Source organism: Luteolibacter sp. Populi, assembly GCF_040801775.1.
Classification (GTDB): domain Bacteria; phylum Verrucomicrobiota; class Verrucomicrobiia; order Verrucomicrobiales; family Akkermansiaceae; genus Haloferula.
Genome location: NZ_CP161812.1, coordinates 2,117,406 through 2,143,148, shown reverse-complemented (window position 1 = coordinate 2,143,148; position 25,743 = coordinate 2,117,406). Strand labels below are relative to the sequence as shown.

The window sequence follows — 25,743 nt, the reverse complement described above, 5'->3', positions numbered from 1 at the left end:
GGACCGCAGGTGGAATTAACATCACCGGTGCTTCACGGCAGCAGGCTGCCTGCCTACAGCGGCAGCGGGCCCTTGGCCCTGAAGAGGGGGACCCGAGGACAGGATTCTGGGTAACGGGCAGAGCGGGCTGCCGCAGTCCACGGTCGCTGCGCGACTACTGCTCCACGTACTTGATTTCTTTCCGGTCGTGTCTCGACCTTCTTCCTTTTTCACGCTATTCTGAAGCCCGTGAACAGCAGGCTCCCCCCGGACCCCGGCTCCCCTCCGGTCGCCACATGGCCGCAGGTCTTGACGCGCCCGGAGGTGCGGATCGTTTCCATTTACTTCGTCGCTGCGACGATATGGATCCTCGGTTCGGACCGGCTGCTCCACATTTTCATGCCGGAGAGCCAGGTCTGGCTGCAGTCGCTGAAGGGGATCAATTTCGTGATCGCCACCTCGGTCTTCCTCTATTTCGTCCTGCGCCGTGCCTTTCGCGGCTGGCGGCAGGCGGAGCGGGAGCAGTGTGAAATGCTCTCCGAAGTGAATGTGATGTTCCGCAATCTCTCGACCCGGATCGAGGGTCTGCGGGAGGCCGACCGTACCCGGATCTCCCGCGAGTTGCACGATCAGCTTGGCCAGGCGCTCACCGGCCTGAAGATGGACCTGCGCTGGGTGGAGCGCCAATTGGAAGTCCGCGACGAACGTGCGCTCAATCCGCTGACCGACCGTCTGGTCGAGACGCAAGAGCAGGTGGATGGCTTGATCGACACGGTCCGCCGGATCGCCACCGAGCTCCGGCCCGATGCGTTGGACGAGCTCGGCCTGCCGGCGGCGCTGGCCGAAGAAGCGGAACGCTTCGTGCTCAGGACCGGCATGCCCTGCGAAGTGGAGGTGGGAGAATTGCCGGAGAAGCTCTCGCCCGACGTGGCGACGGCCGCCTTCCGGATTTTCCAGGAGGCCCTCACCAATGTGGTCCGCCACGCGGAGGCGACCCGTGTGAAAGCGAAATGCGTCACCACCGGAGAGGCGCTCGAACTCGCCGTGACGGACGATGGCAAGGGCATGCCGCCCGGTGTGGAGCGCGATGGCCATTCGCTAGGACTCCTGGGCATGCGCGAAAGGGCCGAGCTTTTGGGCGGCAAGGTGAACTTTACCGCTCCGGAATCCGGGGGTACCCGTGTGCTTGCGATCCTTCCTTGGAAGCCATCCTCATGAGAATCCTGATTGCCGACGATCACGAACTGATCCGCCGCGGGCTGCGGGGGCTGCTGCGCGACCATTTTCCGGTCGTGGAGATCGCCGATGCCGCCGATGCCCGCGAGGCGCTGGAGATCGTGGAGCAGGGCGAGTGGGATCTGGCGCTGGTCGATATCAACATGCCGGGCCGCAGCGGCCTGGAGCTGCTGCGCGACCTGCGCCGCCTCAAGCCGAACCTGCCGGTGCTGGTCGTGAGCGCGCATACCGAGGAGGACTTCGCCCTGCGCGCGCTGAAGCTCGGCGCCGCGGGCTACGTCTCGAAGCAAAGCGCCTCCGACGTGCTGGTCGGCGCGGTGAAGAAGGTCCTGGCGGGTGGTCGCCACGTCAGCCCGGCGGTCGCGGAGAAACTGGCGCAGGCCGCCGCGGAAGGCTGGAGCGGCACGCCGCAGGAGAATCTTTCGCACCGGGAGTTGCAGGTTTTGCAGATGATCGCCCGTGGCAAGACGATCAAGGAGATCGCCGCGGAACTGGCCCTGAGCGAGAAGACCATTGCCACTTACCGGAGCAGGATTTCGGAGAAGCTGGGGCTTTCGACGAATGTCGAGCTGACCCGCTTTGCGTTGCAGCACAAGCTGGTGGATTAAGGGGGTAATCTTCCGGCAATCCCGCGTTTATTTCGAGTTGAGCCCGCGGCTCTTTTCGGGCACTTTCAAATCGTGGATCATCTCGAACGCATTACCATCGAGCCCGGCAAGTGCGGCGGTCGCCCGTGCATCCGCGGTTTTCGTATCCGCGTGAGTGACATCCTCGATCTCATCGCTGCAGGAGCTTCCCGCGAGGAGATTCTTCAGGACTATCCGTTCTTGGAGAGCGACGACATCACCGCGGCCCTGACCTACGCGGCTCGTCAGATGGACCACACCGTTCTCACTGTCGCAGCGTGAGGTTCCTCGTGGACAGCCAATTACCCGCGACACTGGCGGTTTGGCTGCGGAAACACGGCCATGACGCCTTGCACGTGGGCGAGTGTGGACAAGCGCAGGCGGATGATCGTCTTCTTTGGAAACTGGCCTTGGAGGAGGGGCGCATCGTGATCAGCAAGGACGAGGACTTTTTCATCTTGGCCACCCGTCCCGCAGATGCTGGACGCCTGTTGTGGTTGAGGGTGGGGAATTGCCGGACCTATGCCTTGATTGCCTCGATCGAGTCGGCGTGGCTTGGAATCGAGGATGCTTTCGGGTCCGGCCAGCGGATCGTCGAAGTCCGTTAAACAGGGCGATTCAAGCTCGGTGCCGCGGATTTCGAAGAAGCTGGGGCTTTCGACGAATGTCGAGCTGACCCGCTTTGCGTTGCAGCACAAGCTGGTGGATTGAGGGGGTGGCGCGATCCGGCAGTTCGAAAAATCCATTTGTAAACGGACGATCGTCTGGATGACCCTTGGCCAAGATATGGCCAGAATTTTAGGTTACGTCGCTACCAGTCTCGATGGCTTCATTGCCACCGCCGATGAATCGCTGCAATGGCTTTTCACCCGGGGGGACATGGAACTGGGCGAATATGACTACAACCTGTTCATCAAGCGCATCCGCACCGTGGTTATGGGCCGCACGACGTACGACTGGATCGCCAATGACCCCAACCCGTGGGCCTATGGCGACCAGCGCGTCATCGTCGTCACCTCAAGGCCCATCTCCGATCCAAAGGGAGTGCTGGAAACCCGTTCGGACGTCGATGCGCTGATTGCCGAATTGCGGGCGCTCGATGATGGCGACGTGTGGATGCTGGGCGGGGGCAAGCTGCAAATGGCCTTCATGGAGCGCGGGGCCTTGGACGAAATCGAGATTTACCTCATCTCTTCCATCATCGGCGGCGGCTATCCGTTGTTTCCGCCCACCGGCTTCAACGCTTCGCCGACCCTGCTCTCGGCCCAGTCCCTCGGTGGCGGGGGCGCCCGCTTGCACTACAAGTTCGGCTGATGACGAAAGCGATTCGAGCGGGCCTGAGCTTCTCGGAAAAGCTGTCCATAAAAGTGCACCCGTCTGTATAACAACCGGAGGGGTAAATTTACGAGTAACTGTCGGGTAAAATACCGACAGGGCGAGAGTTTCAGACCCACACTCGAATCAGCCACGCACCCCCTGTCCGAAACGACGATTCCTGCGAAGCTGGATTATGCGTTTGGAAACCCGGAACCTGTCCTTCAACCCTCATCGTGGCTACGCTCTCGCCTTGGCCGTCCTTTCATCCCTGATCCTGCCGGATGCCGTGCATGCGGCCGATGCCGCGCCGCCGGTGTCGCTGGCGTGGAATGCCAATCCCGAGAGCGATGTCGCGGGCTACAAGGTGCATTTCGGCACGCAGAGCGGCGTTTACACGGAGGTTCTCGATGTTGGCCGGGTCACCCAGGCCACGCTGCCGCAGCTCTTCATGGGCAGCACCTACTACCTCGCCGTCAGCGCTTATAACTCGACCGGGCTCGAAAGCCCGCGCTCCGCGGAATTCAGCCTGACCGCCGCGGTGCCGCCGCCGGCGGTCGGCACATCCTTCGCGATGGCTTCCGGGGGCCAAGGCAAGCTGCAGTGGAAGTATCCGAAATCGGCCGAAGCTTCCGCCGAACGCTTCGCGGTCTATGCCAGCGAGGATCTGGCGACCTGGACGGAAGCGGCGCGTTTCGCGACCGGAGCCGCGACCAGTTCGGACAGCCAGTGGCTTTACTACGAGTATCCGTATCAGGCTTCGAAGCAGAAGATGTTCTTCAAGGTGGCGCCTCGCAACGCCTTTGGGGAGACCGAGTGAAAACTTGGTGACTCCGGGCTGCGGCCGGTGTGTCCGCGGTCCGGAGTCGTTTGCCAAAGCGGCTAAACTTTCGGGCCGTTTCGGTCAAAAAGGAGCGATTCTTTCGGAGCGGGCTTTCCCGGGGATTGCACCGCCGGGGTTTTGCCTTATTGAGGGCGCGCCGTCCCTTTTTTCCCTTGCGGGCGGCCGTACTGCTCATGTCCGCCCACACCGATTTCCGCAGCCGTCACCTCGGGGCCATCGGCTCCGACCGCGAAGAAATGCTCCGCGCCACCGGCTACGGTTCGCTCGACGCCCTGATCGCCGATACGGTGCCCGCGGGAATCCGCACGGACCGGGTGCTGGACCTGCCCGCGGCCAAGTCGGAGCCGGAGGCGCTGGCCTGGCTGAAGGGCATCATGGGCAAGAACAAGGTGCTCAAGTCCTTCATCGGCCAAGGCTATCACGGCACCCATGTGCCCGGCGTGATCCTGCGCAATATCCTGGAGAATCCCGGTTGGTACACCGCCTACACGCCCTACCAGGCGGAGATCGCGCAGGGCCGGCTGGAAGCGCTGCTGAATTTCCAGACGATGATCACCGAGCTGAGCGGGCTCGACGTGGCGAATGCTTCCCTGCTCGACGAAGGCACGGCGGCGGCGGAGGCGATGAGCCTGGCGCTCGCCGGTGCGCCGAAGGGCAAGGTCTTCTTCGTTTCCGATGCCTGTCATCCGCAGACCATCGATGTGGTCAAGACCCGTGCCGAGCCGCTGGGGATCGAGGTGAAGGTTGGCGATTGGCGGACCTTCGATCCCGCCGCTTGCGAGGGTCTCTTCGCGGTGCTGGTGCAGTATCCGGACACCTTCGGGACCGTGGCCAACTACGCGGCCTTCTTTGAAAAGGCGCGGGCTGCGAAGGCGGTCACTATCGCCGCGGCGGACCTGCTGGCGCTGACGCTTCTCAAGGCTCCCGGCGAATTCGGCGCGGACATCTGCGTCGGCTGCAGCCAGCGCTTTGGTGTTCCTTTTGGATTCGGCGGGCCGCACGCGGGCTTCATGGCCTGCAAGGATGCGCTCAAGCGCAAACTGCCGGGCCGCTTGATCGGCGTCTCCGTGGACTCCCGCGGCAAGCCTGGCTTCCGCCTTTCCTTGCAGACCCGCGAGCAGCACATCCGCCGCGACAAGGCGACCTCCAACATCTGCACCGCCCAGGTGCTGCTGGCGGTGATGGCCTCGATGTATGCGGTGTATCACGGCCCGGAAGGCTTGCAGCACATCGCGCGGACGATCCATGTGAAGACCGCGCGGCTTGCTGCCTCGCTGACCGCCGCCGGTGTGAACGTGGAGAACGAGAGCTACTTCGATACCCTGACTGTTTCGGTGATGGATGTGGATGCCGCGCTGGCAGCGGCAGTGGAACGCGGGATCAACCTGCGGCGCATCGATGGCAAGCGCGTCGGCATCGCCTTCGACGAAACCACCACCGATGCCGATGTGGCGGCGGTGGCGGAAGCGCTGGGCGCGAAGTCGCTGTCCGCTGACAAGTCGGCGGGCTGGCATGCGGACCTGAGCCGGAAGTCGGACTTCCTCACGCAGAAGGTTTTCAATTCGTATCACTCGGAGACCGAGATGCTGCGCTATCTCAAGCGCCTCGAGTCGAAGGACCTCGCGCTGAACGAATCGATGATCGCGCTGGGCTCTTGCACGATGAAGCTCAATGCGACCTCGGAGATGATCCCGCTGAGCTGGCCTGAAGTGGCCTCGATCCATCCCTTCGTCCCTGCCGACCAGAGCCAAGGCTACCGCGAGATGCTCGGTCTTTTGGAAGACTGGCTGGCGGAGGTCACCGGTTTCGCCGCGGTCTCGCTGCAACCGAATGCAGGCTCGCAGGGCGAGTATGCCGGCTTGCTGGCGATCCGCCGCTATCACCTCTCGCGCGGCGATACGCATCGCGATGTCTGCCTGATCCCGGTCTCGGCACACGGCACCAATCCGGCCTCGGCGGTGATGGTCGGGATGAAAGTCGTCGGCGTGAAGTGCGACGAACAGGGTAATATCGACACCGGCGATCTCGAAGCGCGCATCGCCGAGCACCGCGAGAATCTGGCCGCGCTGATGGTCACTTATCCTTCCACGCACGGGGTCTTCGAGGAGACCATCGTCGGGATCTGCGAATCGATCCACGAGGCCGGCGGGCAGGTTTACATGGATGGCGCGAACATGAACGCGCAGGTCGGCCTGACCAGTCCCGGCCGGATCGGGGCGGACGTGTGCCACCTGAACTTGCACAAGACCTTCTGCATCCCTCACGGCGGCGGCGGTCCCGGCGTCGGCCCGATCGGCGTGGCGGAGCAGCTCGTGCCCTTCCTGCCCGGTCACCGCGAGCTGGACTCGGCGGAAGGCCCGGTGTGCTCGGCCCCCTGGGGCAGCGCCTCGATCAACACGATCTCCTGGATGTACATCGCGATGATGGGGCCGGACGGCCTCAAGGAAGCGACCGAGACCGCGATCCTGAGTGCGAACTACATCGCCAAGCGCCTCGCGCCTTTTTACCCGGTGCTCTACTCGGGCAAGGCGGGCTTGGTCGCCCACGAGTGCATCATCGACGTCCGCCCGCTGTCCGAGAAGAGCGGCATCACCGTGGAAGACGTGGCGAAGCGCCTGATGGATTACGGCTTCCACGCGCCGACCATGAGCTGGCCGGTGGCCGGCACGCTGATGATCGAGCCGACCGAGTCCGAGGCGAAGGTCGAGCTCGACCGCTTCTGCGATGCGATGATCGCCATCCACGGCGAGATCATGGCGGTGGCCAATGGCGAGGCCGACGAGAACGACAACGTGCTCAAGAACGCCCCGCACACGGCCGATAGCGTCTGCGCGGACGATTGGAGCCACGCCTACGGCCGCGAGCAGGCCGCCTACCCCTTGCCTTATCTGCGGAATCACAAGTTCTGGCCCTCCGTCGGCCGGATCGACAACGTGCACGGCGACCGCAACCTGGTCTGCACCTGCGACACGGTGGAAGCCTACGCGGAGGCGGGGAAGTAGGGAGCTGGGGCGTTTTCCAGCCTCCTTGCTACTTGCTACCTGCTTCTGGCTACTTCATTTCTCCCCGCGTGCATTCCTCACCGATCCATTGGGCCAGTTGGCGGGCGGAGATCCATGCCACGCTGATGTTCATCGTTCGCGATGGAGAAATCCTGCTGATTGAAAAGAAGCGCGGCCTGGGTGCCGGCAAGATCAACGGCCCGGGCGGCAAGATCGATCCGGGTGAAACGCCTTACGAATGCGTGATCCGCGAGACACGGGAAGAGTTGGGGATCACCGCGCTGCGTCCCGTGAAAAGGGGGAACTCCATTTCGCGATGTCCGACATGCCGGACATCCTTTGCCATGTCTTCCTGGCGCGCGACTTCGAAGGGCATCCGATCGAGACGGACGAGGCCAAGCCGCTATGGTGCCGGCTGGGCGATATTCCCTACGACCGGATGTGGAAGGATGATATCCACTGGCTGCCGCTGCTGCTGGATGACCGGAGTTTCCACGGCCGCTTCGTCTTCTCCGGGGAAGACGTGATCTGGCAAGACCTCGAGTTGGACGTCCACTGGAGTCCGGCCCCGGCCTGAAGCCCCTGCCCGGACCTTGGCGGAGGGCACGAAAAACGCCCGTTCCCCCTCAGGGAAACGGGCGTGGCTTGTTGAAGCTGAAGCAGCGTTATAGCGCGGACTTGAGAGAGTTGAATTGGGTTTTGAGCTTGGAGAGTTCCTTCTCGGCTCTGGAGATCTGGTCGTGAAGGGCCTGTAGCTTGGACAGTTTCTTACCGATCGGGCCGGCGACTGCGCCACCACCCGCGGATGTGCTACCACCACCCGGACCCGAGCGGATCCAACTGGAGATGGTAAGGGGCGATATCTTGTATTTCTTGGAGGCTGCACTCTGGCCGCCGCGCCCCTTGTCCGTGTTTACCTTGTCCACGAAGGCGATGATGTCCGCCTTCTCTTTTGCAGTGTATCGGCGGCCTTTCGCCGCATTGATGTTGGAGTTGCTCATGACTCCGGAGGTTTATGACGAGAGTCGTTGAGTCGCAAGCTCAAACTTGAATGAAGACTCGGAATTTCATATATGCGTAGATCTACGCTGACATCCTTTTGTTCGATCGATTGGAAGAGGACTAGTGACATTCGCAAAATCCGTCACTTCGTTAGATGCGATCGATGGGTGCATGGAATGCTGCTGGTATCAGCAAGTTGCGGGATCATTGGCAAAATGAAGCAAACGCTTGATTGGTGCGCAAGGAGGTGTTTTCAGCTTTCCGAAGGTAGGGCGTTCGCGGATTCAAGTTGAGTCAAAAGCTGGAAAAGCAACAGCGCTTGTCCCATCTCGCGTTCGGGAAACGCGCTGGTCCCCTTCTTTAATGAATCCGTAATCTATTGAAGTAGAGCGATTTTTCGGTCGCTGTTAGGTCGTCTTAATCCGATCTTAACCTTTTGATCTCGCGGCGCCTGCCGCCGGCTGCACGCGTCCGCCCGGTCCGATTCAAACGCGACTGCTCGCCCGCGGCCCGACCGGGAGGTCAACATGTGCAAAACCGGCCATGCTGGTGAGCCAGGCATCCGCGCCTTCCTGTACCGGTTTGCGTGCCACGACACCGCCGAAGCCGATAAAGAGATCCACCTCCGGCTTGGCTTCCAGATCCGAGATCCCGTCGCCCATCATGATCACCGCCTCGGGCAGGGTGGCCTGCTTCCACTCGCGCACGACCTCCGGCTTGCCGCCGTTCCGCGTGGTCGGGTAGGAATTACCATATCCGGCGTAGTTGCCCTCGGGATCGAAATAGAGAGGCACCGCCTCGACGTGATCGATCCCCAGCACCTTGGCCAGCGGACGGATCAGCGGTTCGAAGCCGCCGGAGAGAATCACCGGCGTCCAGCCCTTGCGTTTCAAGTCCACGATCACCTCGGCGGTGCCCGGAACCATCGTGTCCACATAGAGTTGTGCGACGGCATCGGCGGTCGCCCGGTCGGGGCGGATGATTTCCATGCGGCGGCCGAAGACTTCGCCGATCGGCACCTCGCCGTTCATTGCCGCATTCGTGAGATGCTCCACCATGGCGAAGACCTCGGGCCCGCGGGCTCGCCCGAGTTCGTCGATGCCCTCGATGCTGGAGAGCGTGGAGTCACAATCGAAGAAGGCGAGTTTGCCGCGCGGCCGGACCGGCGGCAGGATTTCCACGATCATGCCCGGCTCGACCAGGTTGTAGAGTTCGGTCACGTCGGCATTCGCCAGGCGCACGCAGCCGCAGCTCGCCGGGCTGCCTAGCTTCGCTTCGTGATTGGTGCCGTGGAGGTAGATGTAGCGGTCGAAGGAATTGGCATTCTCCGGCTGCAGGCCGCTGAGGCGGATGATGCGGGTCAGGACGTGATCCTTCTCGCTCGCATCACCCGGCTGCCAATGGCCCACGACTTTTCGTGAGACGAAGATCGTGCCCGGGGGCTCCCCGGCACCGGCCTTCTGTGCGATCACGAAGCGCCCGGTCGGCGTGCGATGGCTGCCGGGCGTGAAGCCGACGCCCTTTGCGGCGGTGGAAACGGGATAGCTGCGGACGAGTTCGGTGTCGCGGAAGACGCGCAGGACTTGGTCATCGACAGATACTTCCAGGCGGAGCTCGTTCATAGCGGTGCTTGCAGGGCGATCAGGGAGTTCTTTCCTCCCAAGGCGGAGGCCAGTTTGAAAATCCGGGCGGCGGAGGGAAGCGCGCCCGGCGTCATGGCCAGACCGGGCGGGCAGATGAGGCCAGCCAATGCCGGCGGCAGGCGCTTGTCCCGCAGGAAGGCAGTGAGGATGGCGGTCTCCAGCAACCCGCCGCCGCCGATACCGTGTCCGGTCCAGGGCTTGAGCGGGCACAGGAGCGTGCCTTCGCCGAGCGCTTGGCGGATTGCCGCGGGCTCCAGCAGCGCGTGCGCGGCGGTGCCGCTGGCGTGGGGACACAGCGCGGCGGGCGCGCCGAATTTTTCCCGGGCCTTGGTCAGCAGGGAGACCAGGCCGGGGGCTCCCGGTGGCATGCCGATCGCGTCGGCGGCGTCGGCATTCGCGAGATAGCCGGAGAAGAGGGGGTGAGCGCCATGGTGGCCGCGCTCCAAGGTGATGGCGGCGGCGGCCTCCGCGGGAAGGATTCCGGAAGTCGCCGGGGAGTAGGGGTCGTTCCGGTTGTTGCGGGAGAGAATGCCGGTGGCCGCATAGCTATCGAGCAGGGCGGGGGACAGGGACAGGTCGACGGCCACCACCAGCGCCCGCTCCGCCAGCCCGGCATCGAGCCACAGCGCGGCCATGCCGAGCGCGTCCAGGCCCGCCGCGCAGCCGCTCGCCTGGACCTGCCAGGGACCGCGGATGCCCAGCTCGATGCTGACCGCCGCCGCCGGTTCGCTGTGAAGGGAATTGCTCGCCGCCATCAGGGGGAAAGCGCGGCGCTCCGGCCAGGGCTCGATCCAGCCCGCCGCCGTCCCGCGGCTGGTGCCAAGGAAGACCACCGCATCCGCCAGGTCCTGCGCCTGCCAGCCCGCTTCCGCCACCGCCTCGCGCGCGACCTTCAGCGCCGCCATGGTAGCGGGAGACCACTTGCGGCTGCGCAGAAGCTCGCGGCGTGTGATCCAAACGGCTTCCAGTCCGCCATGGGGGCTCGCCTTCCCTAACAGCCCGGCGAGCGGCCGGTAAACCGTCCGTCCCGCGGCGATGGAGGCGAGGTGCCCGGGCATGTCTTCGCCCAGCCCGGACAGCGCCCCGAGGCCGGTGATGGAAAGCGGCGTTGCGATGGGAGGGGACTAGAGCGTGCCCGCCACCGATGCCAACGCGGAATTTTCGCGGAAGGGGGCGGGACCACGGCTAGGCAGTCCGCAAGAACGGTCTGGAGAGCCCGCAAATGCGGAGACTTGCCGTCGCTTTTTCGATCGCTTCAAAGGCTCGGCCCCGTGTGCTTGGGCACAATCCGCGGATAAAGCATCTGCAAATCCAAGGGCAGCCGCCTGATCACCTCCGCGGGCGGAGCCAGGCTGGTCACCACCTTTCCGTCGCGAATCGAGACGAGCGAGCTGACGCTGCCCTGAGACTTTTCAAGCCCGCCGCTGCCGTTGAAGAACCAGTAGCTCTCGGCACCTTCCATGTAGATGAACCAAGCGGCTGCCGGCGAGACCATCGACAGGATGCCAGCGGGTCCGGTGCTGCCTTTTCCGGGGGGCGGGTTGCGGACGAACTCGATACTCCAGTGGAGTTCGCTGCCGTGGATCGCCGTCTTCAGCGTGGCTTCCAAGTCCTTGTCCGAGAAGCGGCGGACGCCGGGATTTTCGATGAAAGTTCCCGGAGACATGGTGTTCGGTCCGGGAGCCGGCGGCGCAGGGCGAAGGAGCGTTTTGATGCTCCAGCAGAGGAGAATCACCAGCAGCGTTGCGATTGAGAAAACGAGGGCGCGCATGGCCTGGTGGGAAGTCCTGGTTAGAGGCTCGGCCGCTTGCGCTGCGCGTCCCCCGGCGGCACCAGCTTCTGGAGTTCGGCAGGTAGGCGCGGAATGATCGCTGGGGGAATCCGCCCGCGGTCCGGCTCGAGTTGGCCGAGGCTGATCGCTTGATTCCACGTGAGAGCCCCGCGCGTCGAGATCGCGTGCGTGAGGTTGTCCACACCATCGAAGAGCCACAGGCTATCCGGCGTTTCCACGTAGATGAACCATGGATCGGAAGAACTCCTCAGATTCATCTGCGAGCCGGTTCCGCTACTGCCGCTGCTCCGGGAGGAATTGCGCTTGGCGTAGTTGTAATTCCAATCCACCCGGGGGCCTCTGACATCCACCTTCAAGGTCGCGGTGGTGTTTTTCTCAGCATAAAACCAGCTTCCGCCCGAGGAGATGAAGGTCCCATCGACTAGCGTGTTCGCCGGCGCCGGCGGCGGTTTAATGACCGTGGGCCGACGGCAAGCCGTCAAAGGCAGCGCGATGAAGAGGAGAAATAGGAGGAGACGCACTACAGCATCTCATCCACGAAACTCTGCCTGTTGAAAAGCGCGAACTGCTCCGGCTCCTCGCCGGTGCCGAGATAGCGCGGGGCCACGCCGAGTTGCTCGTAGATCGCCACGGCCACGCCGCCTTTGCCGGAACCATCCATCTTCGTCACGATCAGTCCGTCGAGCGGGCAGGCCTTGTGGAATTCCTTCGCCTGCTGCAGCGCGTTGGCACCGGTGGTGGCATCGACGACGAGCAGCGTGAGATGGGGTGCGGTCTCGTCGTTCTTGGCGAGGGTGCGTTTGATCTTGGACAGCTCCTCCATCAGGTTGTGGCGGGTGTGGAGCCGCCCGGCGGTGTCGCAGATCAGATACTTCGAGCCATCGGCGATCGCCTTCTGGTGGGCATTGAAGCAGACCGAGGAAGGATCGGCATTCGGCTGGCCCTTCACCACGGGGATATTTAGGCGCTGGCCCCAGCGTTCGAGTTGCTCGACGGCGGCGGCGCGGAAGGTATCCGCGGCGGCCAGGACGGTCGGCTGGCCGCGGCGCTGCAGCCAATGCGCCAGCTTCGCGCAGGAAGTGGTCTTGCCGACGCCGTTGATGCCGACGACCAGGAATACGAAGGGCTTGCCATCCATCCGCGGCAGCAGCGGCGGCGAGTCCGGTGGCAAGCGGTCCGATACATGGCGGCGGGCGGACGCGATCACATCCTCCGCGGAGACCTGGCGGCCCAGACCTTGCAAATCCTCGATGATCTTCATCGCCAGCTTGGGCCCGAGATCGGCGGCGACCAGATCGGCCTCCAGCTCGTCCCAATCGACTTCCGCCTTGTTCGCGATCTTGTGGTAGAGGGATTTGAAGAAGCCGGCCATGGAGAGGCGGCGGTTCTAGCGGGCGGGGCGGGGGGCGGCAAGCGCCGTTGCGGCAGGGGTGGATTGCCGCGAAATGCCCGCTTTTGCGGTCCTTGACGAAGCTGTGACCTGCATTCGCGAGTTTTTGCAGTTGAATGGAAGGGCCGCTTGAGGATCAATCGTCATGCCCCGCCGGTTGGCGCGGGCATTTTATTCATGAGTCAAGGATACAGAGGACGAGGAGGTAACCGCGGATCGCGCGGACCGCGGGCGCGCAAGCTCGGACCGGACGGCGAAGAAAAATCCGTCGAGGTCGAAGGGACGATCACCTCCGTTCTCGCAGGCACCCAGTTCCGCGTGCAATTGCAGAGCGGTCACGAGGTGCTGGCCCACATTTCCGGCAAAATGCGCAAGCGCTTCATCCGCCTCGTCGTGGGCGACAAGGTGAAGATGGAAATGTCGCCCTACGACGTTTCGAAAGCGCGGATCACGTATCGGCTGGGGTGAGGCCGAGAGAGCGGCTTCCCAGCCGCCGGGAAGCTTTCGCCGTGAAAGCCTCCCTTTCTCCGGAGCCGGCTAGCTCGTTTCCGTTTGCCCCGACGCAGCCTGCTGCAAAGGCGGAGCACCGGGTGTGGCGAGCCGCGGCACCGCCCGGCAGAAGCCACCCTGGCGACCCCGCGAGATCACGCCGATGGAATGGATAGCGCCGTCGCGATGCTGCAGATCGGAGGATGGCAACGGCAGTCAGGGACCACTCTGCCGGGCGGTGCCACGGCGCTCCCAGTATGCCTTCCGCGGCTACGCCGCCGTGGACTGCGTGCAGCCAGCCGGCACGACCGAGTCTGCCGTTTGTCACGAACGGAGACCCAAGCTCCCTACTTCGCGCTCTTCGGCGCGGTATCGGCATCCGCCTTCCCCGCGGCGTCGATCACCTTCCGGTCGCTGTCCAGGGGATCGGTGCCGGCGGCGATCTCCTGCGGATCGCCCAGGCCATCGCCGTCCGTGTCCGCGGCCGAGGTGGAAGTGCCATGCTTCATATACTCGCCGCGGTTGTTGATGCCGTCACGGTCGTCGTCGAGGTCGGCATCGCAATAGTCGAGGATGCCGTCGCCATCGCTGTCCTTGGCGCCTAGCGGGAGTTCGAAGGAGAAGTCCTGGTCGCTCTCCAGAAGGTTGTTGTCGTAGATCGGCGAGTAGCTGCGGACCTTCACCGTCTTGCCGTCCGGTTGGAATTCCACCAGGCGCAAGTAGCCCTCGCCGCCGAGCTTGCGGAATTGGTAGTTCGCCAGAATCTGGTGAACCGGCATGCCGATGTCATTGTGGTCCACCCGGTAGCCGGTGCCGTCGCCGAGCACGTGGCCATTGAAGGTGAGCACGAAGTCGTGGTTCTTAACCAACTTTTGCCACAGCTCCTCGCCGTCGTTCACCGGGCCGGGCGTCTTGTATTGGTGCGGATTGTAGGCCTGCGGATTGACCATGTCCTTGTGGTCGTAGCGGAGGTCGTTGTTGTTCATGTAGGCGTGGGTGATCAGGATCCCCTTGCGGTCCGGATGCTTGTCCATGACCCCGTTCGCCCACTCGATCACGCTGTCGCGCGGGCCCCATTCGAGGGCGATCACGATCCACTTCACGCCGCCGGCTTCGAAGAGGTGATAGGTATTGTCCATCTTGCCCGGCTCCATCGCGCCGCCGAAGCTTGGCCAGGTCTTGTAGTAGTCCTCCTTGAAATAGTCGTTCAGGTAGGTCTCGCGGGTCGCGGCATTGCCACCCGGGCCGTAGTCATGGTTGCCCGGCACCAGCGCGTAGGGGACCTTGCCATCGAGCATACCCATCGAGCGGCGCGCGTTCACCCATTCCGGGATCGAGTTCACGTTCACGATATCGCCCAGGTGCAGCACGTAGCGGATGTTCCGCGGGCGCAGGTTGTGGAGGATCCAGGCCGTCTGCGCGTCGAAGATTCCCGGGAAGTTCTGCGAGTAGATCTGGGTGTCCGGCAGCAGCACCAGGGTCCAGCCGCCATCCGGCACCAGCGAGGTGCCCGGCTGCGGGGTGAGCGCGAGCGGCGGCGTCTTGAGGTCCCGGACCAAGCCCGCGTAGCTGTAGAGATTCCGGAAGAAGGGCCCGTTGAAGGCGCGCAGGGATGGTGGCGCGACTTCCGTGCCTGCCGGGTCCAGGATCTTGTCCACCCCCAGCGCGGAAACGAAGAACCGGCCCTGCCCGTAGGCCCCCTCCATGAGCCCGGGTGCCCGCGCCTGGGCATCGCCGGACAGCAGGACTTGGAAGCCGTGAAAGCGGTTGAAGGACTCCCACTGCACGCACTTCTTGAACCATGACTCGCCCTCCGTCAGCTCGAAGGCCAGTGACCTTCCGCCATCGGTGGTGGGAATGCCCGCCAGGAGCGGGTGCGCCGGCGCGAGAATCATCGAAGCCGGGAAGTCCCGGTCATCCCGTGTTCCCTCCTGGGTGTCCGGCAGGAAGGGTGGGTTCTTCTCGTCCTGATCCGCTTGGGCGAATTGGACCAGTAGCCCGGCGCGGTCGATGTAGTCGTCCAGATCGTCGGCATACGCCGCCATGTAGTCCTTGTAGGCCTTGCTGTTGGAAGCGAAGGAACCGATGGCGATGAGGTCCACGTCCCCCGCGGCATCGCTGCCTTTCACGTAGGGCGGGCGGTCGAGCGGCAGTGGCTCCACGTGGAAGCCGGCGCGGCGCAGCAACTCGCCCAGCCCGGCGTGCCCGCTGTATTTGTCCACGGACTCCAGGACCCAGGCTCGCAATCCCAGCGGATTGCCCGGCCCTGCGACCGCGGGTGGATTCGGCGTGGCTCCCAGTGCGGAGGGCTCCGCGGGAGCGGTGTCCCGGGCGGCGAGGACTCCGGCAGTGACGAGGAAAAGCGTGGCAAAGCGAAGGATCATGACGTGGCGTGGGCAGGAAATCTGCAACCGGGGCCAGCCCGGCGGAATGCAGAAGGAGCCACGAAAAAGTCACGAACCCGTGCTGTCCTATTCTGCCTTAGGGGCCGCGTTCGCCTTCTCGTCCCGCGTCCGCGCCTGCCCGCGGATGGCGTCGTTGACGGCCTTCAGGCGCTCCGGCCAGACGAAGGCCGGGGATTTCGCCGGGTCGTAGCCCTCCATGTGGCCGGTCAAGCGGGTCGCCGGCTTGGTGTATTTGAGCTCGGTATCGCCGAAGACCTCGCGGCACATCGCCGCCAGCCCCGGATCATACTCCAGCAGCTCGGCGCGGGTATTGACGTGGTTGTGGTCGGAATCGTTCTCGCGGTTGTTGTCGAACCACGACTGCACCCCTTCCGCGAAATACTCGTGGTGGTTGGTGGCGGCGTATTTGCCCTTCCAGAGTCCGGCCTTCATCGCGGCGGCATGGGCGGCCTTGAGCCGGGTATCGAAGGTCGCATCCACGTTGTTGAGCCCGCGCAGATGGATGTTGTGCGCGAATTCGTGGATCAGGATGCACTCCGTCTTGTAGGGATCGCCCTCGAAGCCGAGGACGTTCTCCTCCGCGCAAGTGCAGAGGGGATCTTCCTCGCTGCCACCGAGGCCACGGGCGCGGGTATCCCAGTAGTCCTTGCCGGAGAATTTCTCGAAGCCGGGCATCGGCTCGCCACCCATGCGCATGAATTCGGGCAGGTCGGTGGTGTATTCGTCATGCGCCATGATGCAGAGCCGGGCACCGCTCTGGACCATCGCCTCCAGAACGTCCTGGCGCTTGTGGAGCATCAGATCGCAGATGAAGGCGGCTTCCTTCAGCGCAAAGGGATTCACCTTGGCGGAGGCCACGATCGGAAAGCCGCGCACATCCGTCCGCTGGGTGTAGAAGGCCGGGATGCCCATCTTGCTGTCCGGATCGAAGCGGTAGGCTTGGATCGGCACCTTCGAGCTCACCGTTGCCTCGTGTTTCACCTCGCGGCCCACGATCACGAACTTGTGGCCGAGGGTGGTGGTGAGGATCGTGTCCTTGCCCGGCTCGACCGAACCGTTCGGGACCCGCTCGGTGGGGGACTTCATCCAGAAGACGTCCACGGGCTGGGTGGTGCCGTTGAGGATCTGAAGTTTGGGCCGCGCTGTTTCATTGGCGGCATTGCCGGCGAGCGCGAGGCTGGCGGTGATCGCGCACCATCTGAAGATAGTCATCGCAGCGTGATACACGGCGGTGGGGCTGCCGTCTTGCGCAAACCCGCAGGCGCGCCGGGGGAATCGGTCAAGAATGCCGCTCCGTAGCCCATATCTTGTAAAGATAGACGCTGTCGGCGCCCGGGACCGCGGAGGCTCTGCCCCGCAGAAGCAGCCTAGTCAGCGCTACCCATTGCGTGGTAAGAACGGAAAGCGCCGTCGCTCGGCTGCGTGCCTTTTCGTGACAAAGGCAGCGAGGGACCGTTCTGCGGGCCGGTGGCTCCGCGCTCCCAGCGGAAGAGCCGTCCGTAAAGCATCACGGGAATTCAGGTGACGAGCCCCTCACCCCGCCACGCTCTCCTCTTCCTCGCCCTCCTCGACGTGTGCGGCCGTATGCAGCCGGCGCTCGATCTCGATATCTCCGAGCAGGGTTTTCTGGCGCAGCACGAACTGGTTCATCTTCATCAATTCCAGCACCGCCAGGAAGGTCACGATCACCTCGGCCTTGGTCGTCGCGGTCTCGAAAAGCGAATCGAAGCGCGCGGCCTCGCCCGGCACGAAGCGGTAGAGCAGCATTTCGATCTTGTCCGCCACGGTGTAGCGGTCGTCCACGATGTCCCCGAGATCGTGCGATTCCTCGAAGCGCTTGAGCACGTTCTGGAAGGCGCGGATCAGGTCGAAGATCGAGACCTCGGCCAGCGAAACGGGCTCTTCCGGCAGGTCGGGCTTCTCCGGCTGGAAGGCGAAGGCCCCTTCCTGCTCGGCTTCCTTCAGGCTCAGGAAACCTGCGGCATCCTTGAATTTCTTGTACTCGATCAGTTGCCGGATCAGTTCCCAGCGCGGGTCATCTTCCTCCGCATCCTCCTCCGGCGGCTGCTCCTGGCGCGGCAGCAGGGTCCGGCTTTTGAGATACATCAGGTTCGCCGCCATCAGCACGAATTCCGCCGCCAGGTCGATATTCAGCAGGCGGAAGGTATCGATGTATTGGAGATACTGGGCGGTGATCCGGGTGATCGAAATATTGTGGATGTCCACCTCGTCCTTTTTGATGAGGTAAAGCAGCAGATCGAGGGGGCCCTCGAAAATATCCAGTCTGACCTTGTACTCGGCTGCGTCCACGGGCGGACAGGTAGGGGATGGACCGGCGGCGGGGAAGGGGAAATTTGCACTCGCAACCGGCGGGACTGTGGGATTGTAATTCCGCGCCTCCCGGGGGGAGGCCTTTGTACAAATTATGGAGGCCGAGCAGACGCAGTCTTTTAATCAGAAGCTGAGCCAGTGGATCGCCAGCCAAGGCTTCTGGTTCCAGCTCCGGCACTCGATCTCGGGTGGCGGCGGCTGGGCGATGACCATGAATCACCTGCTTCGGCTGGGATTCAAGGTATTCATCGCCCTGGTCGTGGCCGCCGGCGGCTTCGGGGTGATCCTGGTCAAGCGGGTCGGATCGCCCTCCTTCGTGGAAGGCCTGACCACCGGCATCAAGGAGGGGCTGGGAGCTGCCGACGCCAAAGTGCTGGAATTTTCGCGCACCCAGGGCGACGCCCAGATCCGCCGCATCGGGGCCGAAGGCGGCAAGGGCAGCTTTTTCCACACCCTCGACGCCGGCAATGTCCGCTTCAAGATGGGCATGATGGCCGGCCTTACGGGAACCTGGGAAGCCGGCAACTTGTCCGCGAAGTGGATGGACATCAACGTCAGGGCGGGTGCCGAAACGCCCGCCGAAGCGAAGGAAGCGGGTGCCGCCCTGTTCAAGGACTGGAAGGAATTCAGCTTTTCCTCGATCGAGGTGGACGAAGCCACGGTGCGCTGGGGCTACTCCGGCCGCACTGCCGGCAAGATCGAGAAAAGCCGCATGAAGGCCACTCCCTCCGGCGATATCTGGCATCTCGAATTCACCGGCGGGACTTTTTCGCAGAATTGGCTCAAGGGCATGGAAATCACCAGCCTCGTGGTCGATTGCACGCCGACAGGCCTGAAGTTCGTGAAGGGCGAGTTCAAGGCCGGCGGCGGCACGGTGAAGTTCGTCGATGTGCAAGCGGTGGGCGGTGACAAGCCGGTCTTGAGCGGCAAGGTGGAGCTCTCGAAGGTGGAACTCACCAGCCTGATGCCGGAATCGGTCCATCCCTTTGTCGAGGGCGTGATCTCCGGGGAATTCAAGCTCTCGGGCTCGACGAATTCCCGGGACGGCGTCCAGCTCGAGGGTGACGTGGTGCTGGGCGGCGGGAATCTGGTCAGCCTGCGGGACAAGTTCCACCTGCTTGAGCGCTTGGGATCGCTGGACATCTATCACAACTACCGGAAGCTCGATTTGAACCGCGGCACCTTTCACCTGAAGTCCGGTGGCGGGGCGGTGGTGCTATCGCGGGTGGACGTGCGGGCGGAAGACCTGGTGAGGGTGAAGCCGGTCAGGCCCACGGCCTCGAATCCGACGCCCGAAGAGGTCGAGCCGAAAATCGACCTTCTCATCACCTTGCAGGGCATGCTCAAGGCGACGATCCCGGAAGACACCGCGGAAGACGCGCCGGTGGGCGGCGGGGTCTTCGCCGTCGATCCAAAGCAAGCCTCCGGGGGGGATGCCAAGAACAAGAAGGACGTTCTGACCCTCGATAAGGCGGGTGCCGCCACCAAGGAGGAGCAGAGGGAGGGGGCGATTTTCAGCCGCTTCGCTGCCAGCACCACCGGCCGCGTGCTGGAGGACCAGAAGCTGAAGCAGGGCTCGCAAAGCATCCGCTACGAGGGCGGCTTCACCATCTCGCTGCTGCCCGATGCCTTCGACTCCGCCGAAGCGCTGCGCCAGGGATTCCCGGTAAATCCGAGCAACAACCGGATCGGCCTCGACGTGCCGATCCAAGGCACGATTTACGAGATCACCCGGCGTCAGGCGGACGAGCTCCAGGAGCTGAGCGAGAAGCGCTGAATTTTAGAAGAAATTGGCGATTATGAGATTGGGCAATTGGGTATTGAATCCACCCAATCTCTCAATTCCTCAATCTCCCAATTCCTCTTACTTCAAACTAGCCAGACCTAGGCTCGAATAGATTTCGCGAGTGGCCTTGCTCTTGTTGAGCGTGTAGAAGTGGATGCCGTCCACCTCGTTATCCAGCAGCTCGGCGCATTGCTGGGCGGCGTAATGGATGCCCACCTTTTCGACCGCGGCGGCGTCGCCCTTGGCGCGGTCCAGCGCCCGCAGCAACTTCGCCGGGAAGCGCGCTCCGGCCGCCAGCTCCGCCATCCGGCCCATGCTGGACAGCGAGGTCACCGGCATGATCCCGGCGATGATCGGGACCTCGATCCCGCGCAGGCGGCAGCGGTCGCGGTAGTCGAAGAAATCGTGGTTGTCGAAGAAGAGCTGGGTGCAGATGTAGTCGGCCCCGGCGTCGATCTTCGCCTTCATGTGGTCGAGTTCCACGAGGCGGTTCGGCGTCGAAGGATGGCCCTCCGGGAAGCCGGCCACGCCGATGCCGAAGCCGCGCGGGTCGGGATGCGCGCCGGATTCATTGAAGCGGCGGATGAAGGCCACCAGATCGGAGGCGTAGCGGAAATCGCAGTCGGACCAATCGTAGTCCGGCCAATCGCGGGGCGGGTCGCCGCGCAGCGCCAGGATATTGCAGACCCCGGCATCGGCATAGCGGCGCAGGAGTTCGGCGATCTCCTCTTCCTTGTGGCCCACGCAGGTGAGATGCGGGACCGGCGGGATCGAGGTGGTCTGCTTGATCCGCAGGACCAGATCGTGCGTCATCTCACGGGTGCTGCCGCCGGCCCCGTAGGTGACCGAGACGAAGGATGGGTCGAAGGGCTCCAGCTCGACGATGGTCCGGTACAGATCCTCAGCCCCGGCGGCGGTCTTGGGCGGGAAGAACTCGAAGGAAAAGGACGGGCGGCGCCGGTTCAGGATATCGCGAATGTGCATGCGCTTCTAAGCGCCGTCAGCATGGCGCGGGGGCGCTGGCGGTGGGAGCAAAAAACCCGGCAGCATCGCAACTTCCCCGGCTTGCGGGCGTTTTCCCTCTCGCAGGCCGCCTGCAAGTTCCTAAGCTCTCCTCGCTTCCACCCATGATTGCCGCCCGATATTCTTGGCTCGCCCTCCTCACGCTCGCCACGGCCCCCGCGGAAGAAATGAAGCCGGAGGACAAGGCCCCTCCCTCCCCCGCCCCGCAGCAGGACAGCGACAAGCCCCCCGGCGGACCCAAGGGCCCCCGTGGCAAGGACAAGGACGGCATGCGCCGGATGATGGAAGCCTGGAAGAAGGCGGACACCGATGGTGACGGGTTCATTTCGACCGTGGAATTCGCCGCCATGGAGCGCCCGGGCCGCCTCTCCGAAGAGAAACGGAACGAGCTTTTCAAGCGCTTCGACAAGGACGGCGATGGCCGGATCGGCCCGGGTGAGATGCCGAAGCAGCGCGGTCCGGGCGGAATGCCCCCGCTCGATCAGGCGGACGCCAACAAGGACGGGAAGATCGACTTCGCCGAGTTCAAGACCTTGGAATGGGTCAAGCGCCTGCCGGAAGAGCGCCAGCAGGGGATGTTCAAGCGCATGGACAGCGATGGCGACGGATTCCTGACGGCGAAGGACCGTCGTGAGGGGGCCCGCGATGGTCGCGACGGCAAGGGTGGCCGCAGGAACCTGCTCGACCTGGTGAGGGATCACGACAAGGACGCCAACGGTTCCCTGAACTTCGCCGAATTCCGCGAGATCCCTTGGGTCAAGAACGACGGCGAGGACAAGCAGGAAGAGCGCTTCAACGAGCTCGACAAGAACAAGGATCTCAAGCTCGACGCCACCGATCTGCCGCCGCCTTCCGAGAAGCCGGACCGGCCGAAGGATGAGGCGAAGAAGAAGCAGGCCGAGGAGGCTTGAGGTAGGGCGGGTCTGTGTCGGTGACGATGTCTGTCCGCATCAATACATGGTAGCCGAGGTCTCTTCCGGGCGCCAAACGTTGTCAACGTGGTCGCGCCGGAAAGTAAACTGAAGGACGCCGCTAGCATCCCGGCGCGAGACGATGATTTCTGCTGAGTCCGTGTGAACCTCAAGCCGTGGCATCCGGTCGCGGAGGGGATCAAGCAAATAGGCCAAGTACCGAGGGCAATTGAAAGGCGTCCTGTCAAATAGCCTGGTCGTGGCTAAATACGGTTCGATGTCAGCCCGAGCCTCCGGGAGGACAGAACCGAGGTATTTGAGTTTCGGCTTCAGCAAGAACGGTCGCGCACACCAGCCGAGCCAAGTCGCGGTGATGAATGCAAGGAACCCGAAGAACAGGAAAAAATTGCGGCGCTTGATCGGAGAACTTTAAGCCGCGGGGCCTTAGCTGTCGATTCAGGAAGCCAGCGGCGCGACCGGAGGTCGGACTTTTGGCCCTCGATTCTTGTTGGAATGAGAACGAGAAACTCCGCCCGACCTCGGCCTTGTCTCAACCTCAGAATCCGATCATCGAGACCAGTTCGTCGTCGGTGTAGTCGCCGAGATGGTCGGAGGCGGCCAGGAAGACTTCCGTTTCCACGGTGTCCTGCAGGTCGGCCAAGGAAGCGGAAGGAGCTTCGCGGTTTGCCACCGGCCTGTTGCTACCTGTCGGGCTACCAGCCTGGAAGCTGATCACGACGGCGACCAAAGCCGCGGCTCCGGCCAGCGTGGCCCCCGCGGTGGCGGGGATCAGCCAGGTCTTCCACCACGGCTTCGCTTGGCCTTCCAAGCGGGCGGCGCGCACCACATTGGCAGCAAAGGACGGGCTGGGCCGTTGGGCCGAGCTTTCCCGCAGGAGTTCCCAAACGGGATCCTTTTCAATGTCCGAGGGTTCGCGCTTCATGGTGGGTGGAGGAGCAGGGGGCAGTTTCTGGAGTGGGGAACCGGCAAGCGAGCGAAAAGTTGCGCGCCTCCGGATCAAACTCCCCGCTTGTCGCCCCAGAGACGGACGTGCAGGCGGTCGCAGAAGCGCCAGCCATTGAGCAGGCAGCGTGCCGCGACTGCCGGGGCATGCCGGTCCAACTCCGCCGCCGTCCGGCCTTCCGGCATCAGCAGCACCCGCTCGGGCGGGATCTGGAAGCGGCTGCAGAGCGCCAGGATCTCGTCCATATCGCCATCCTCCACCGCCACGAATTTGAACCACGCCTTCGGCTCCGCGGCGAGGGTTTCCAGCACTCGCGGGGCGATCCGGAGTTTCTCCTCCATTCCGGAATTTGCCAGTTTCGGCGAGACGTTGAATTGGTTCACCGCTGCTTGGAATTCCGGCGTGGGGAGGCGCGTGCCATTGGTCTCCACTTCGAAAACGTAGGCAGGATCGAGCACGCGCAGGCCGCGGATCATCTCCAGCCATGCTTCCTGCTGGATCAAAGGTTCGCCGCCGGTGATGACCACGCGTTTGCACGGGTAGGCGGCCACCCGGTCCACGATTTCTGCGGGCGGGACCTCGATGGTGACCTCCGCCTTGCGGTGCTTGCGGTAGGCGGGGTCGGCATCCTTGTCGTGCTTCCACGGCGTGCCCTCGAAGTTCCAGGTGTGGTCGGTATCGCACCAGCGGCAGTGGAGATTGCACAGCGACGAACGCACGAAGATCGCGGGTAAGCCGGCGGAAACCCCTTCGCCCTGGAGGGTGAAGAAGATCTCAGGGCCGTCGTTGAGGCGGGCGAGGAGCACGGCGGGAAGAAATCACTAATCACTAATCTTCCAATCATAAATCGGTCTGCCGCTGCGCGGGAAGAGGTGGGAAGGGCGCTTCGCGTCGGTCGTGCCGTTCGGAAGTTCTGTCTCACGCGGCAGCGCCCTACTTCTTCGCGCAGCGCCACTTTGATTTGTGATTAGAAGATTAGTGATTAGTGATTTTCTCCATGTCCATCATCACCGGCCGCGGCGACTCAGGGGAAACCGACCTTCTCTTCGGCCGGCGCATTGCCAAGACCTCCCGGCGCATCGGTGTCCTCGGCACCGTCGATGAACTGAATGCCGCCCTCGGCCTGGCCCGCGCCGCCGGGGCGAATGCGGAAGTCGAGCCGATCATCGGGCGCGTGCAGGAGCTGCTGATCGGCCTGATGGGTCACTTCGCCTGCCTGCCCGGGGACGAGGAGCGCTATGCCAAGGCCGGCTTCTCGGCGGTGGGGCAAGGGGATCTCGATTGGGTCACGGCCACGGCCCATGACTTCGAGGCCCGCGGGATTGTCTTCAAGGACTGGGCGCGACCGGGCGCGGATCATTCGATGGCTCGTGCCGGGATGGACTTCGCCCGCAGCGTTGCGCGGCGGGCGGAGCGGGCGGTGCTGGAACTGCATGAGGGTGGGGAGGAGGTCCCGGAGGTTTTGCGGCTGTTCTTCAACCGCCTTTCGGACCTGCTGTGGATCCTGGCGCGGACGGCTTGAGAAGTAGCTCGGCTCTCCAGAGCCGCGACTGGGAGCGTCCGCCCGTTCCGAAGATCGTATTAGTATTGGGAGCGTCAGGATTTGGGGGGATCGCTCGTTCCCAGCTCTGGAGAGCCGGGCTACTTCTTGAGCACCACCCAGGTCGCGCCCCAGCCGCCATCTGCGGCGGGATAGTGGAATTCCTGCACCTCCGGCAGGCGCCGCAGCAGGGCGTGGACGCCCTCGCGGAGGCTGCCGGTGCCCTTGCCGTGGATCACCCGCACGCCGCGGATGCCCTCGCGCAGGCATTCCGCGAAGTATTCCGGCAGCAGCTCGCCGATCTCCGCGGGGCGGAAAGTGTGCAGGTCCAGTTCCGGGGTGATCGGGATGCGGTGCGGTTCCTCGCTCATTGGATCGGGTTGTTAGGGGCATTGCGGGACGCGCCGCGGGGTCTTCCACTTGCCTTGTATTTTTGGCTTTGCAAGAGGGCACTGTTCGCTTAGTTCTCCCGCCCGCCGTTAAAATGGTGGCCGTAGTTCAATGGTAGAGCCCCAGATTGTGATTCTGGTTGTTGCGGGTTCGAGTCCCGTCGGTCACCCCACCTCTTTTTTCGGGAACATTGGTTGTTCCGGTTCGAAGAGGCGGATCTAAGCGGCACGTGTGCCATGGAAAGTCTCGAGAGCCGCCTCGGATACAAATTTCGCAATTCGCTTCTTCTTGCCGAAGCGATGACCCATCCGAGTCTCGCCTACGAGTCCCAGCGTCCGCATTTCGACAACCAGCGGCTGGAGTTTCTGGGTGATGCCGTGCTGCAATTGATCCTCACGGAGGACCTTTTCCGGATGTTCCCCGATTTCCCGGAAGGCCGCCTCACCAAGCTGCGCTCGCAGTTGGTTTCCCGCCGCGCCTTGGCCCGCTTTGCCCTGACCATCGACCTCGGCAGCTACGTCCTGCTCGGCAAGGGCGAGGAAGCCACCGGTGGCCGCCGGCGCATGTCGACCCTCGCCGATGGCTTCGAGGCCCTGATCGGCGCGGTCTATCTGGACAGCGGCTACACCGGCGCGCGCGATCTCGTGCTGCGCCTTTTCCAATCCGAGATCGAGGCGCTCGCCAGCAGCCCGGAAGAGCGCAATCCCAAGGGCGAACTCCAGGAGTGCCTGCAGGCCATCTCACCCCAGGCACCGAATTACCGCGTCCTCGGCGAGAGCGGCCCGGATCACCGCAAGGTCTTCCAAGCCGAAGTCTCATGGAAGGGCCTGATCCTCGCCGTCGGCAAGGGCAAGAGCAAGAAAGAGGCTGAGGCCCGCGCGGCCGGAGAGGCCCTGCGCGCCCGGGTGTGGGAGAAGACTCCGGCTTCCTAGAGGGCCCGGTGAGTCACCGCCGAAGGCAGGGACCTTTCTCCGAAAGGTCAGGCTGATGGGGGCACCGATAATTCATTGGGCACGATGAGGGGTGGCGGGCACGCCCCCAGCCGGACCGCTCGGAGAGCGGTCCCTGCCTTCGCC

25 protein-coding genes, 1 tRNA gene and 2 pseudogenes are annotated in these 25,743 nt (G+C 63.6%); 15 read left to right on the top strand and 13 right to left on the bottom strand.

The window, feature by feature from the left end:
• Window positions 1–228 precede the first annotated feature (228 nt).
• From ABWK72_RS08470 to ABWK72_RS08430, 9 genes and pseudogenes are all read left to right on the top strand, one after another.
• Complete coding sequence (locus tag ABWK72_RS08470) at window positions 229–1,197, top strand: sensor histidine kinase (protein ID WP_367874354.1); 969 nt, start codon at window positions 229–231, stop codon at window positions 1,195–1,197.
• Window positions 1,194–1,823 carry a response regulator gene (locus ABWK72_RS08465; RefSeq protein WP_367874353.1) on the top strand — a complete coding sequence of 210 codons (630 nt, stop codon included), beginning with the start codon at window positions 1,194–1,196 and terminating at the stop codon, window positions 1,821–1,823. Before ABWK72_RS08470 ends, ABWK72_RS08465 begins: the two co-directional genes overlap by 4 nt.
• Before the next feature lie 72 nt (window positions 1,824–1,895).
• Entirely contained in the window at window positions 1,896–2,123 is a 228-nt protein-coding gene (locus tag ABWK72_RS08460) for a DUF433 domain-containing protein (RefSeq protein WP_367874352.1), read from the top strand.
• Window positions 2,120–2,449 carry a DUF5615 family PIN-like protein gene (locus ABWK72_RS08455; protein ID WP_367874351.1) on the top strand — a complete coding sequence of 110 codons (330 nt, stop codon included), beginning with the start codon at window positions 2,120–2,122 and terminating at the stop codon, window positions 2,447–2,449. The genes ABWK72_RS08460 and ABWK72_RS08455 overlap by 4 nt, the downstream gene beginning before the upstream one ends.
• A gap of 178 nt (window positions 2,450–2,627) precedes the next feature.
• Complete coding sequence (locus ABWK72_RS08450) at window positions 2,628–3,155, top strand: dihydrofolate reductase family protein (protein ID WP_367875322.1); 528 nt, start codon at window positions 2,628–2,630, stop codon at window positions 3,153–3,155.
• A gap of 196 nt (window positions 3,156–3,351) precedes the next feature.
• Complete coding sequence (locus ABWK72_RS08445; protein WP_367874350.1) at window positions 3,352–3,975, top strand: fibronectin type III domain-containing protein; 624 nt, start codon at window positions 3,352–3,354, stop codon at window positions 3,973–3,975.
• 197 nt (window positions 3,976–4,172) lie between these two features.
• Window positions 4,173–7,001: an aminomethyl-transferring glycine dehydrogenase gene (gene gcvP / locus ABWK72_RS08440; protein ID WP_367874349.1), complete on the top strand. Its 2,829-nt coding sequence runs from the start codon at window positions 4,173–4,175 to the stop codon at window positions 6,999–7,001.
• Window positions 7,002–7,126: 125 nt separating this feature from the next.
• Window positions 7,127–7,252 (top strand): annotated as a pseudogene (locus ABWK72_RS08435) (NUDIX domain-containing protein); the annotation flags it as partial.
• A gap of 74 nt (window positions 7,253–7,326) precedes the next feature.
• Window positions 7,327–7,578: a hypothetical protein gene (locus ABWK72_RS08430; protein WP_367875389.1), complete on the top strand. Its 252-nt coding sequence runs from the start codon at window positions 7,327–7,329 to the stop codon at window positions 7,576–7,578.
• Between the two features lie 88 nt (window positions 7,579–7,666).
• Here ABWK72_RS08430 and ABWK72_RS08425 read toward each other — a convergent pair whose 3' ends face one another.
• The 6 genes from ABWK72_RS08425 to ftsY form a co-directional block, all read right to left on the bottom strand.
• Window positions 7,667–8,002 (bottom strand): hypothetical protein, encoded by a 336-nt coding sequence (locus ABWK72_RS08425; RefSeq protein WP_367874348.1) that lies wholly within the window; start codon window positions 8,000–8,002, stop codon window positions 7,667–7,669.
• 486 nt (window positions 8,003–8,488) lie between these two features.
• Window positions 8,489–9,625 carry an HAD-IB family phosphatase gene (locus ABWK72_RS08420; protein ID WP_367874347.1) on the bottom strand — a complete coding sequence of 379 codons (1,137 nt, stop codon included), beginning with the start codon at window positions 9,623–9,625 and terminating at the stop codon, window positions 8,489–8,491.
• Window positions 9,622–10,704 (bottom strand): beta-ketoacyl synthase N-terminal-like domain-containing protein, encoded by a 1,083-nt coding sequence (locus ABWK72_RS08415; protein WP_367874346.1) that lies wholly within the window; start codon window positions 10,702–10,704, stop codon window positions 9,622–9,624. Before ABWK72_RS08415 ends, ABWK72_RS08420 begins: the two co-directional genes overlap by 4 nt.
• A 197-nt stretch (window positions 10,705–10,901) precedes the next feature.
• Window positions 10,902–11,417, bottom strand: a complete 516-nt coding sequence (locus tag ABWK72_RS08410) for a hypothetical protein (RefSeq protein WP_367874345.1) — start codon at window positions 11,415–11,417, stop codon at window positions 10,902–10,904.
• A 20-nt stretch (window positions 11,418–11,437) separates the two neighbouring features.
• The gene (locus tag ABWK72_RS08405) at window positions 11,438–11,959 is read right to left on the bottom strand and encodes a hypothetical protein (protein ID WP_367874344.1); all 522 of its coding nucleotides are present in this window, start codon (window positions 11,957–11,959) and stop codon (window positions 11,438–11,440) included.
• Window positions 11,959–12,810, bottom strand: coding sequence for a signal recognition particle-docking protein FtsY (ftsY, locus tag ABWK72_RS08400; protein ID WP_367874343.1), 852 nt, complete (start codon window positions 12,808–12,810; stop codon window positions 11,959–11,961). Before ftsY ends, ABWK72_RS08405 begins: the two co-directional genes overlap by 1 nt.
• A 273-nt stretch (window positions 12,811–13,083) precedes the next feature.
• Between ftsY and infA the strand changes: the two are divergent.
• Window positions 13,084–13,296, top strand: a pseudogene (gene infA / locus ABWK72_RS08395) (translation initiation factor IF-1); the annotation flags it as partial.
• Between the two features lie 368 nt (window positions 13,297–13,664).
• On the opposite strand, the gene ABWK72_RS08390 reads toward infA, so the two are convergent.
• The 3 genes from ABWK72_RS08390 to ABWK72_RS08380 form a co-directional block, all read right to left on the bottom strand.
• Entirely contained in the window at window positions 13,665–15,701 is a 2,037-nt protein-coding gene (locus ABWK72_RS08390; protein ID WP_367874342.1) for a metallophosphoesterase, read from the bottom strand.
• An 87-nt stretch (window positions 15,702–15,788) separates the two neighbouring features.
• Window positions 15,789–16,934, bottom strand: coding sequence for a hypothetical protein (locus ABWK72_RS08385; protein ID WP_367874341.1), 1,146 nt, complete (start codon window positions 16,932–16,934; stop codon window positions 15,789–15,791).
• 321 nt (window positions 16,935–17,255) lie between these two features.
• A complete protein-coding gene (locus ABWK72_RS08380; RefSeq protein ID WP_367874340.1) occupies window positions 17,256–18,032 on the bottom strand; it encodes a ScpA family protein in 777 nt (258 codons plus the stop codon).
• 115 nt (window positions 18,033–18,147) lie between these two features.
• On the opposite strand from ABWK72_RS08380, the gene ABWK72_RS08375 reads away from it, so the two are divergent.
• The gene (locus ABWK72_RS08375; RefSeq protein ID WP_367874339.1) at window positions 18,148–19,830 is read left to right on the top strand and encodes a hypothetical protein; all 1,683 of its coding nucleotides are present in this window, start codon (window positions 18,148–18,150) and stop codon (window positions 19,828–19,830) included.
• Between the two features lie 87 nt (window positions 19,831–19,917).
• On the opposite strand, the gene metF is transcribed toward ABWK72_RS08375, so the two are convergent.
• Window positions 19,918–20,823, bottom strand: a complete 906-nt coding sequence (gene metF / locus ABWK72_RS08370) for a methylenetetrahydrofolate reductase [NAD(P)H] (protein ID WP_367874338.1) — start codon at window positions 20,821–20,823, stop codon at window positions 19,918–19,920.
• Between the two features lie 143 nt (window positions 20,824–20,966).
• On the opposite strand from metF, the gene ABWK72_RS08365 reads away from it, so the two are divergent.
• Complete coding sequence (locus ABWK72_RS08365; RefSeq protein ID WP_367874337.1) at window positions 20,967–21,773, top strand: EF-hand domain-containing protein; 807 nt, start codon at window positions 20,967–20,969, stop codon at window positions 21,771–21,773.
• A gap of 556 nt (window positions 21,774–22,329) precedes the next feature.
• On the opposite strand, the gene ABWK72_RS08360 is transcribed toward ABWK72_RS08365, so the two are convergent.
• Both ABWK72_RS08360 and ABWK72_RS08355 read right to left on the bottom strand, forming a co-directional pair.
• Window positions 22,330–22,716 carry a hypothetical protein gene (locus ABWK72_RS08360; protein ID WP_367874336.1) on the bottom strand — a complete coding sequence of 129 codons (387 nt, stop codon included), beginning with the start codon at window positions 22,714–22,716 and terminating at the stop codon, window positions 22,330–22,332.
• Window positions 22,717–22,790: 74 nt separating this feature from the next.
• Window positions 22,791–23,543 carry a 7-carboxy-7-deazaguanine synthase QueE gene (locus tag ABWK72_RS08355; RefSeq protein WP_367874335.1) on the bottom strand — a complete coding sequence of 251 codons (753 nt, stop codon included), beginning with the start codon at window positions 23,541–23,543 and terminating at the stop codon, window positions 22,791–22,793.
• 191 nt (window positions 23,544–23,734) lie between these two features.
• Here ABWK72_RS08355 and ABWK72_RS08350 point away from each other — a divergent pair, with 191 nt between their 5' ends.
• Entirely contained in the window at window positions 23,735–24,259 is a 525-nt protein-coding gene (locus tag ABWK72_RS08350) for an ATP:cob(I)alamin adenosyltransferase (RefSeq protein WP_367874334.1), read from the top strand.
• 119 nt (window positions 24,260–24,378) lie between these two features.
• On the opposite strand, the gene ABWK72_RS08345 is transcribed toward ABWK72_RS08350, so the two are convergent.
• Window positions 24,379–24,648, bottom strand: coding sequence for a Smr/MutS family protein (locus tag ABWK72_RS08345; RefSeq protein WP_367874333.1), 270 nt, complete (start codon window positions 24,646–24,648; stop codon window positions 24,379–24,381).
• Between the two features lie 116 nt (window positions 24,649–24,764).
• Here ABWK72_RS08345 and ABWK72_RS08340 point away from each other — a divergent pair.
• A tRNA-His gene (locus tag ABWK72_RS08340) sits at window positions 24,765–24,839 on the top strand.
• Between the two features lie 64 nt (window positions 24,840–24,903).
• On the top strand, window positions 24,904–25,599 hold the full coding sequence (rnc, locus tag ABWK72_RS08335; protein ID WP_367874332.1) for a ribonuclease III: 696 nt from the start codon (window positions 24,904–24,906) through the stop codon (window positions 25,597–25,599).
• Window positions 25,600–25,743: the final 144 nt, after the last annotated feature.

Bases quoted from the DNA above. Each gene is read 5' to 3' on its own strand.
- ABWK72_RS08465 (WP_367874353.1), top strand. From the start codon at position 1,194: ATGAGAATCCTGATTGCCGACGATCACGAACTGATCCGCCGCGGGCTG.
- ABWK72_RS08450 (WP_367875322.1), top strand. From the start codon at position 2,628: ATGGCCAGAATTTTAGGTTACGTCGCTACCAGTCTCGATGGCTTCATT.
- ABWK72_RS08445 (WP_367874350.1), top strand. From the start codon at position 3,352: ATGCGTTTGGAAACCCGGAACCTGTCCTTCAACCCTCATCGTGGCTAC.
- gcvP (WP_367874349.1), top strand. From the start codon at position 4,173: ATGTCCGCCCACACCGATTTCCGCAGCCGTCACCTCGGGGCCATCGGC.
- ABWK72_RS08430 (WP_367875389.1), top strand. From the start codon at position 7,327: ATGCCGGACATCCTTTGCCATGTCTTCCTGGCGCGCGACTTCGAAGGG.
- ABWK72_RS08425 (WP_367874348.1), bottom strand. From the start codon at position 8,002: ATGAGCAACTCCAACATCAATGCGGCGAAAGGCCGCCGATACACTGCA.
- ABWK72_RS08420 (WP_367874347.1), bottom strand. From the start codon at position 9,625: ATGAACGAGCTCCGCCTGGAAGTATCTGTCGATGACCAAGTCCTGCGC.
- ABWK72_RS08415 (WP_367874346.1), bottom strand. From the start codon at position 10,704: ATGCCCGGGCACCTCGCCTCCATCGCCGCGGGACGGACGGTTTACCGG.
- ABWK72_RS08410 (WP_367874345.1), bottom strand. From the start codon at position 11,417: ATGCGCGCCCTCGTTTTCTCAATCGCAACGCTGCTGGTGATTCTCCTC.
- ftsY (WP_367874343.1), bottom strand. From the start codon at position 12,810: ATGGCCGGCTTCTTCAAATCCCTCTACCACAAGATCGCGAACAAGGCG.
- ABWK72_RS08390 (WP_367874342.1), bottom strand. From the start codon at position 15,701: ATGATCCTTCGCTTTGCCACGCTTTTCCTCGTCACTGCCGGAGTCCTC.
- ABWK72_RS08385 (WP_367874341.1), bottom strand. From the start codon at position 16,934: ATGACTATCTTCAGATGGTGCGCGATCACCGCCAGCCTCGCGCTCGCC.
- ABWK72_RS08375 (WP_367874339.1), top strand. From the start codon at position 18,148: ATGGAGGCCGAGCAGACGCAGTCTTTTAATCAGAAGCTGAGCCAGTGG.
- metF (WP_367874338.1), bottom strand. From the start codon at position 20,823: ATGCACATTCGCGATATCCTGAACCGGCGCCGCCCGTCCTTTTCCTTC.
- ABWK72_RS08365 (WP_367874337.1), top strand. From the start codon at position 20,967: ATGATTGCCGCCCGATATTCTTGGCTCGCCCTCCTCACGCTCGCCACG.
- ABWK72_RS08360 (WP_367874336.1), bottom strand. From the start codon at position 22,716: ATGAAGCGCGAACCCTCGGACATTGAAAAGGATCCCGTTTGGGAACTC.
- ABWK72_RS08350 (WP_367874334.1), top strand. From the start codon at position 23,735: ATGTCCATCATCACCGGCCGCGGCGACTCAGGGGAAACCGACCTTCTC.
- ABWK72_RS08345 (WP_367874333.1), bottom strand. From the start codon at position 24,648: ATGAGCGAGGAACCGCACCGCATCCCGATCACCCCGGAACTGGACCTG.
- rnc (WP_367874332.1), top strand. From the start codon at position 24,904: ATGGAAAGTCTCGAGAGCCGCCTCGGATACAAATTTCGCAATTCGCTT.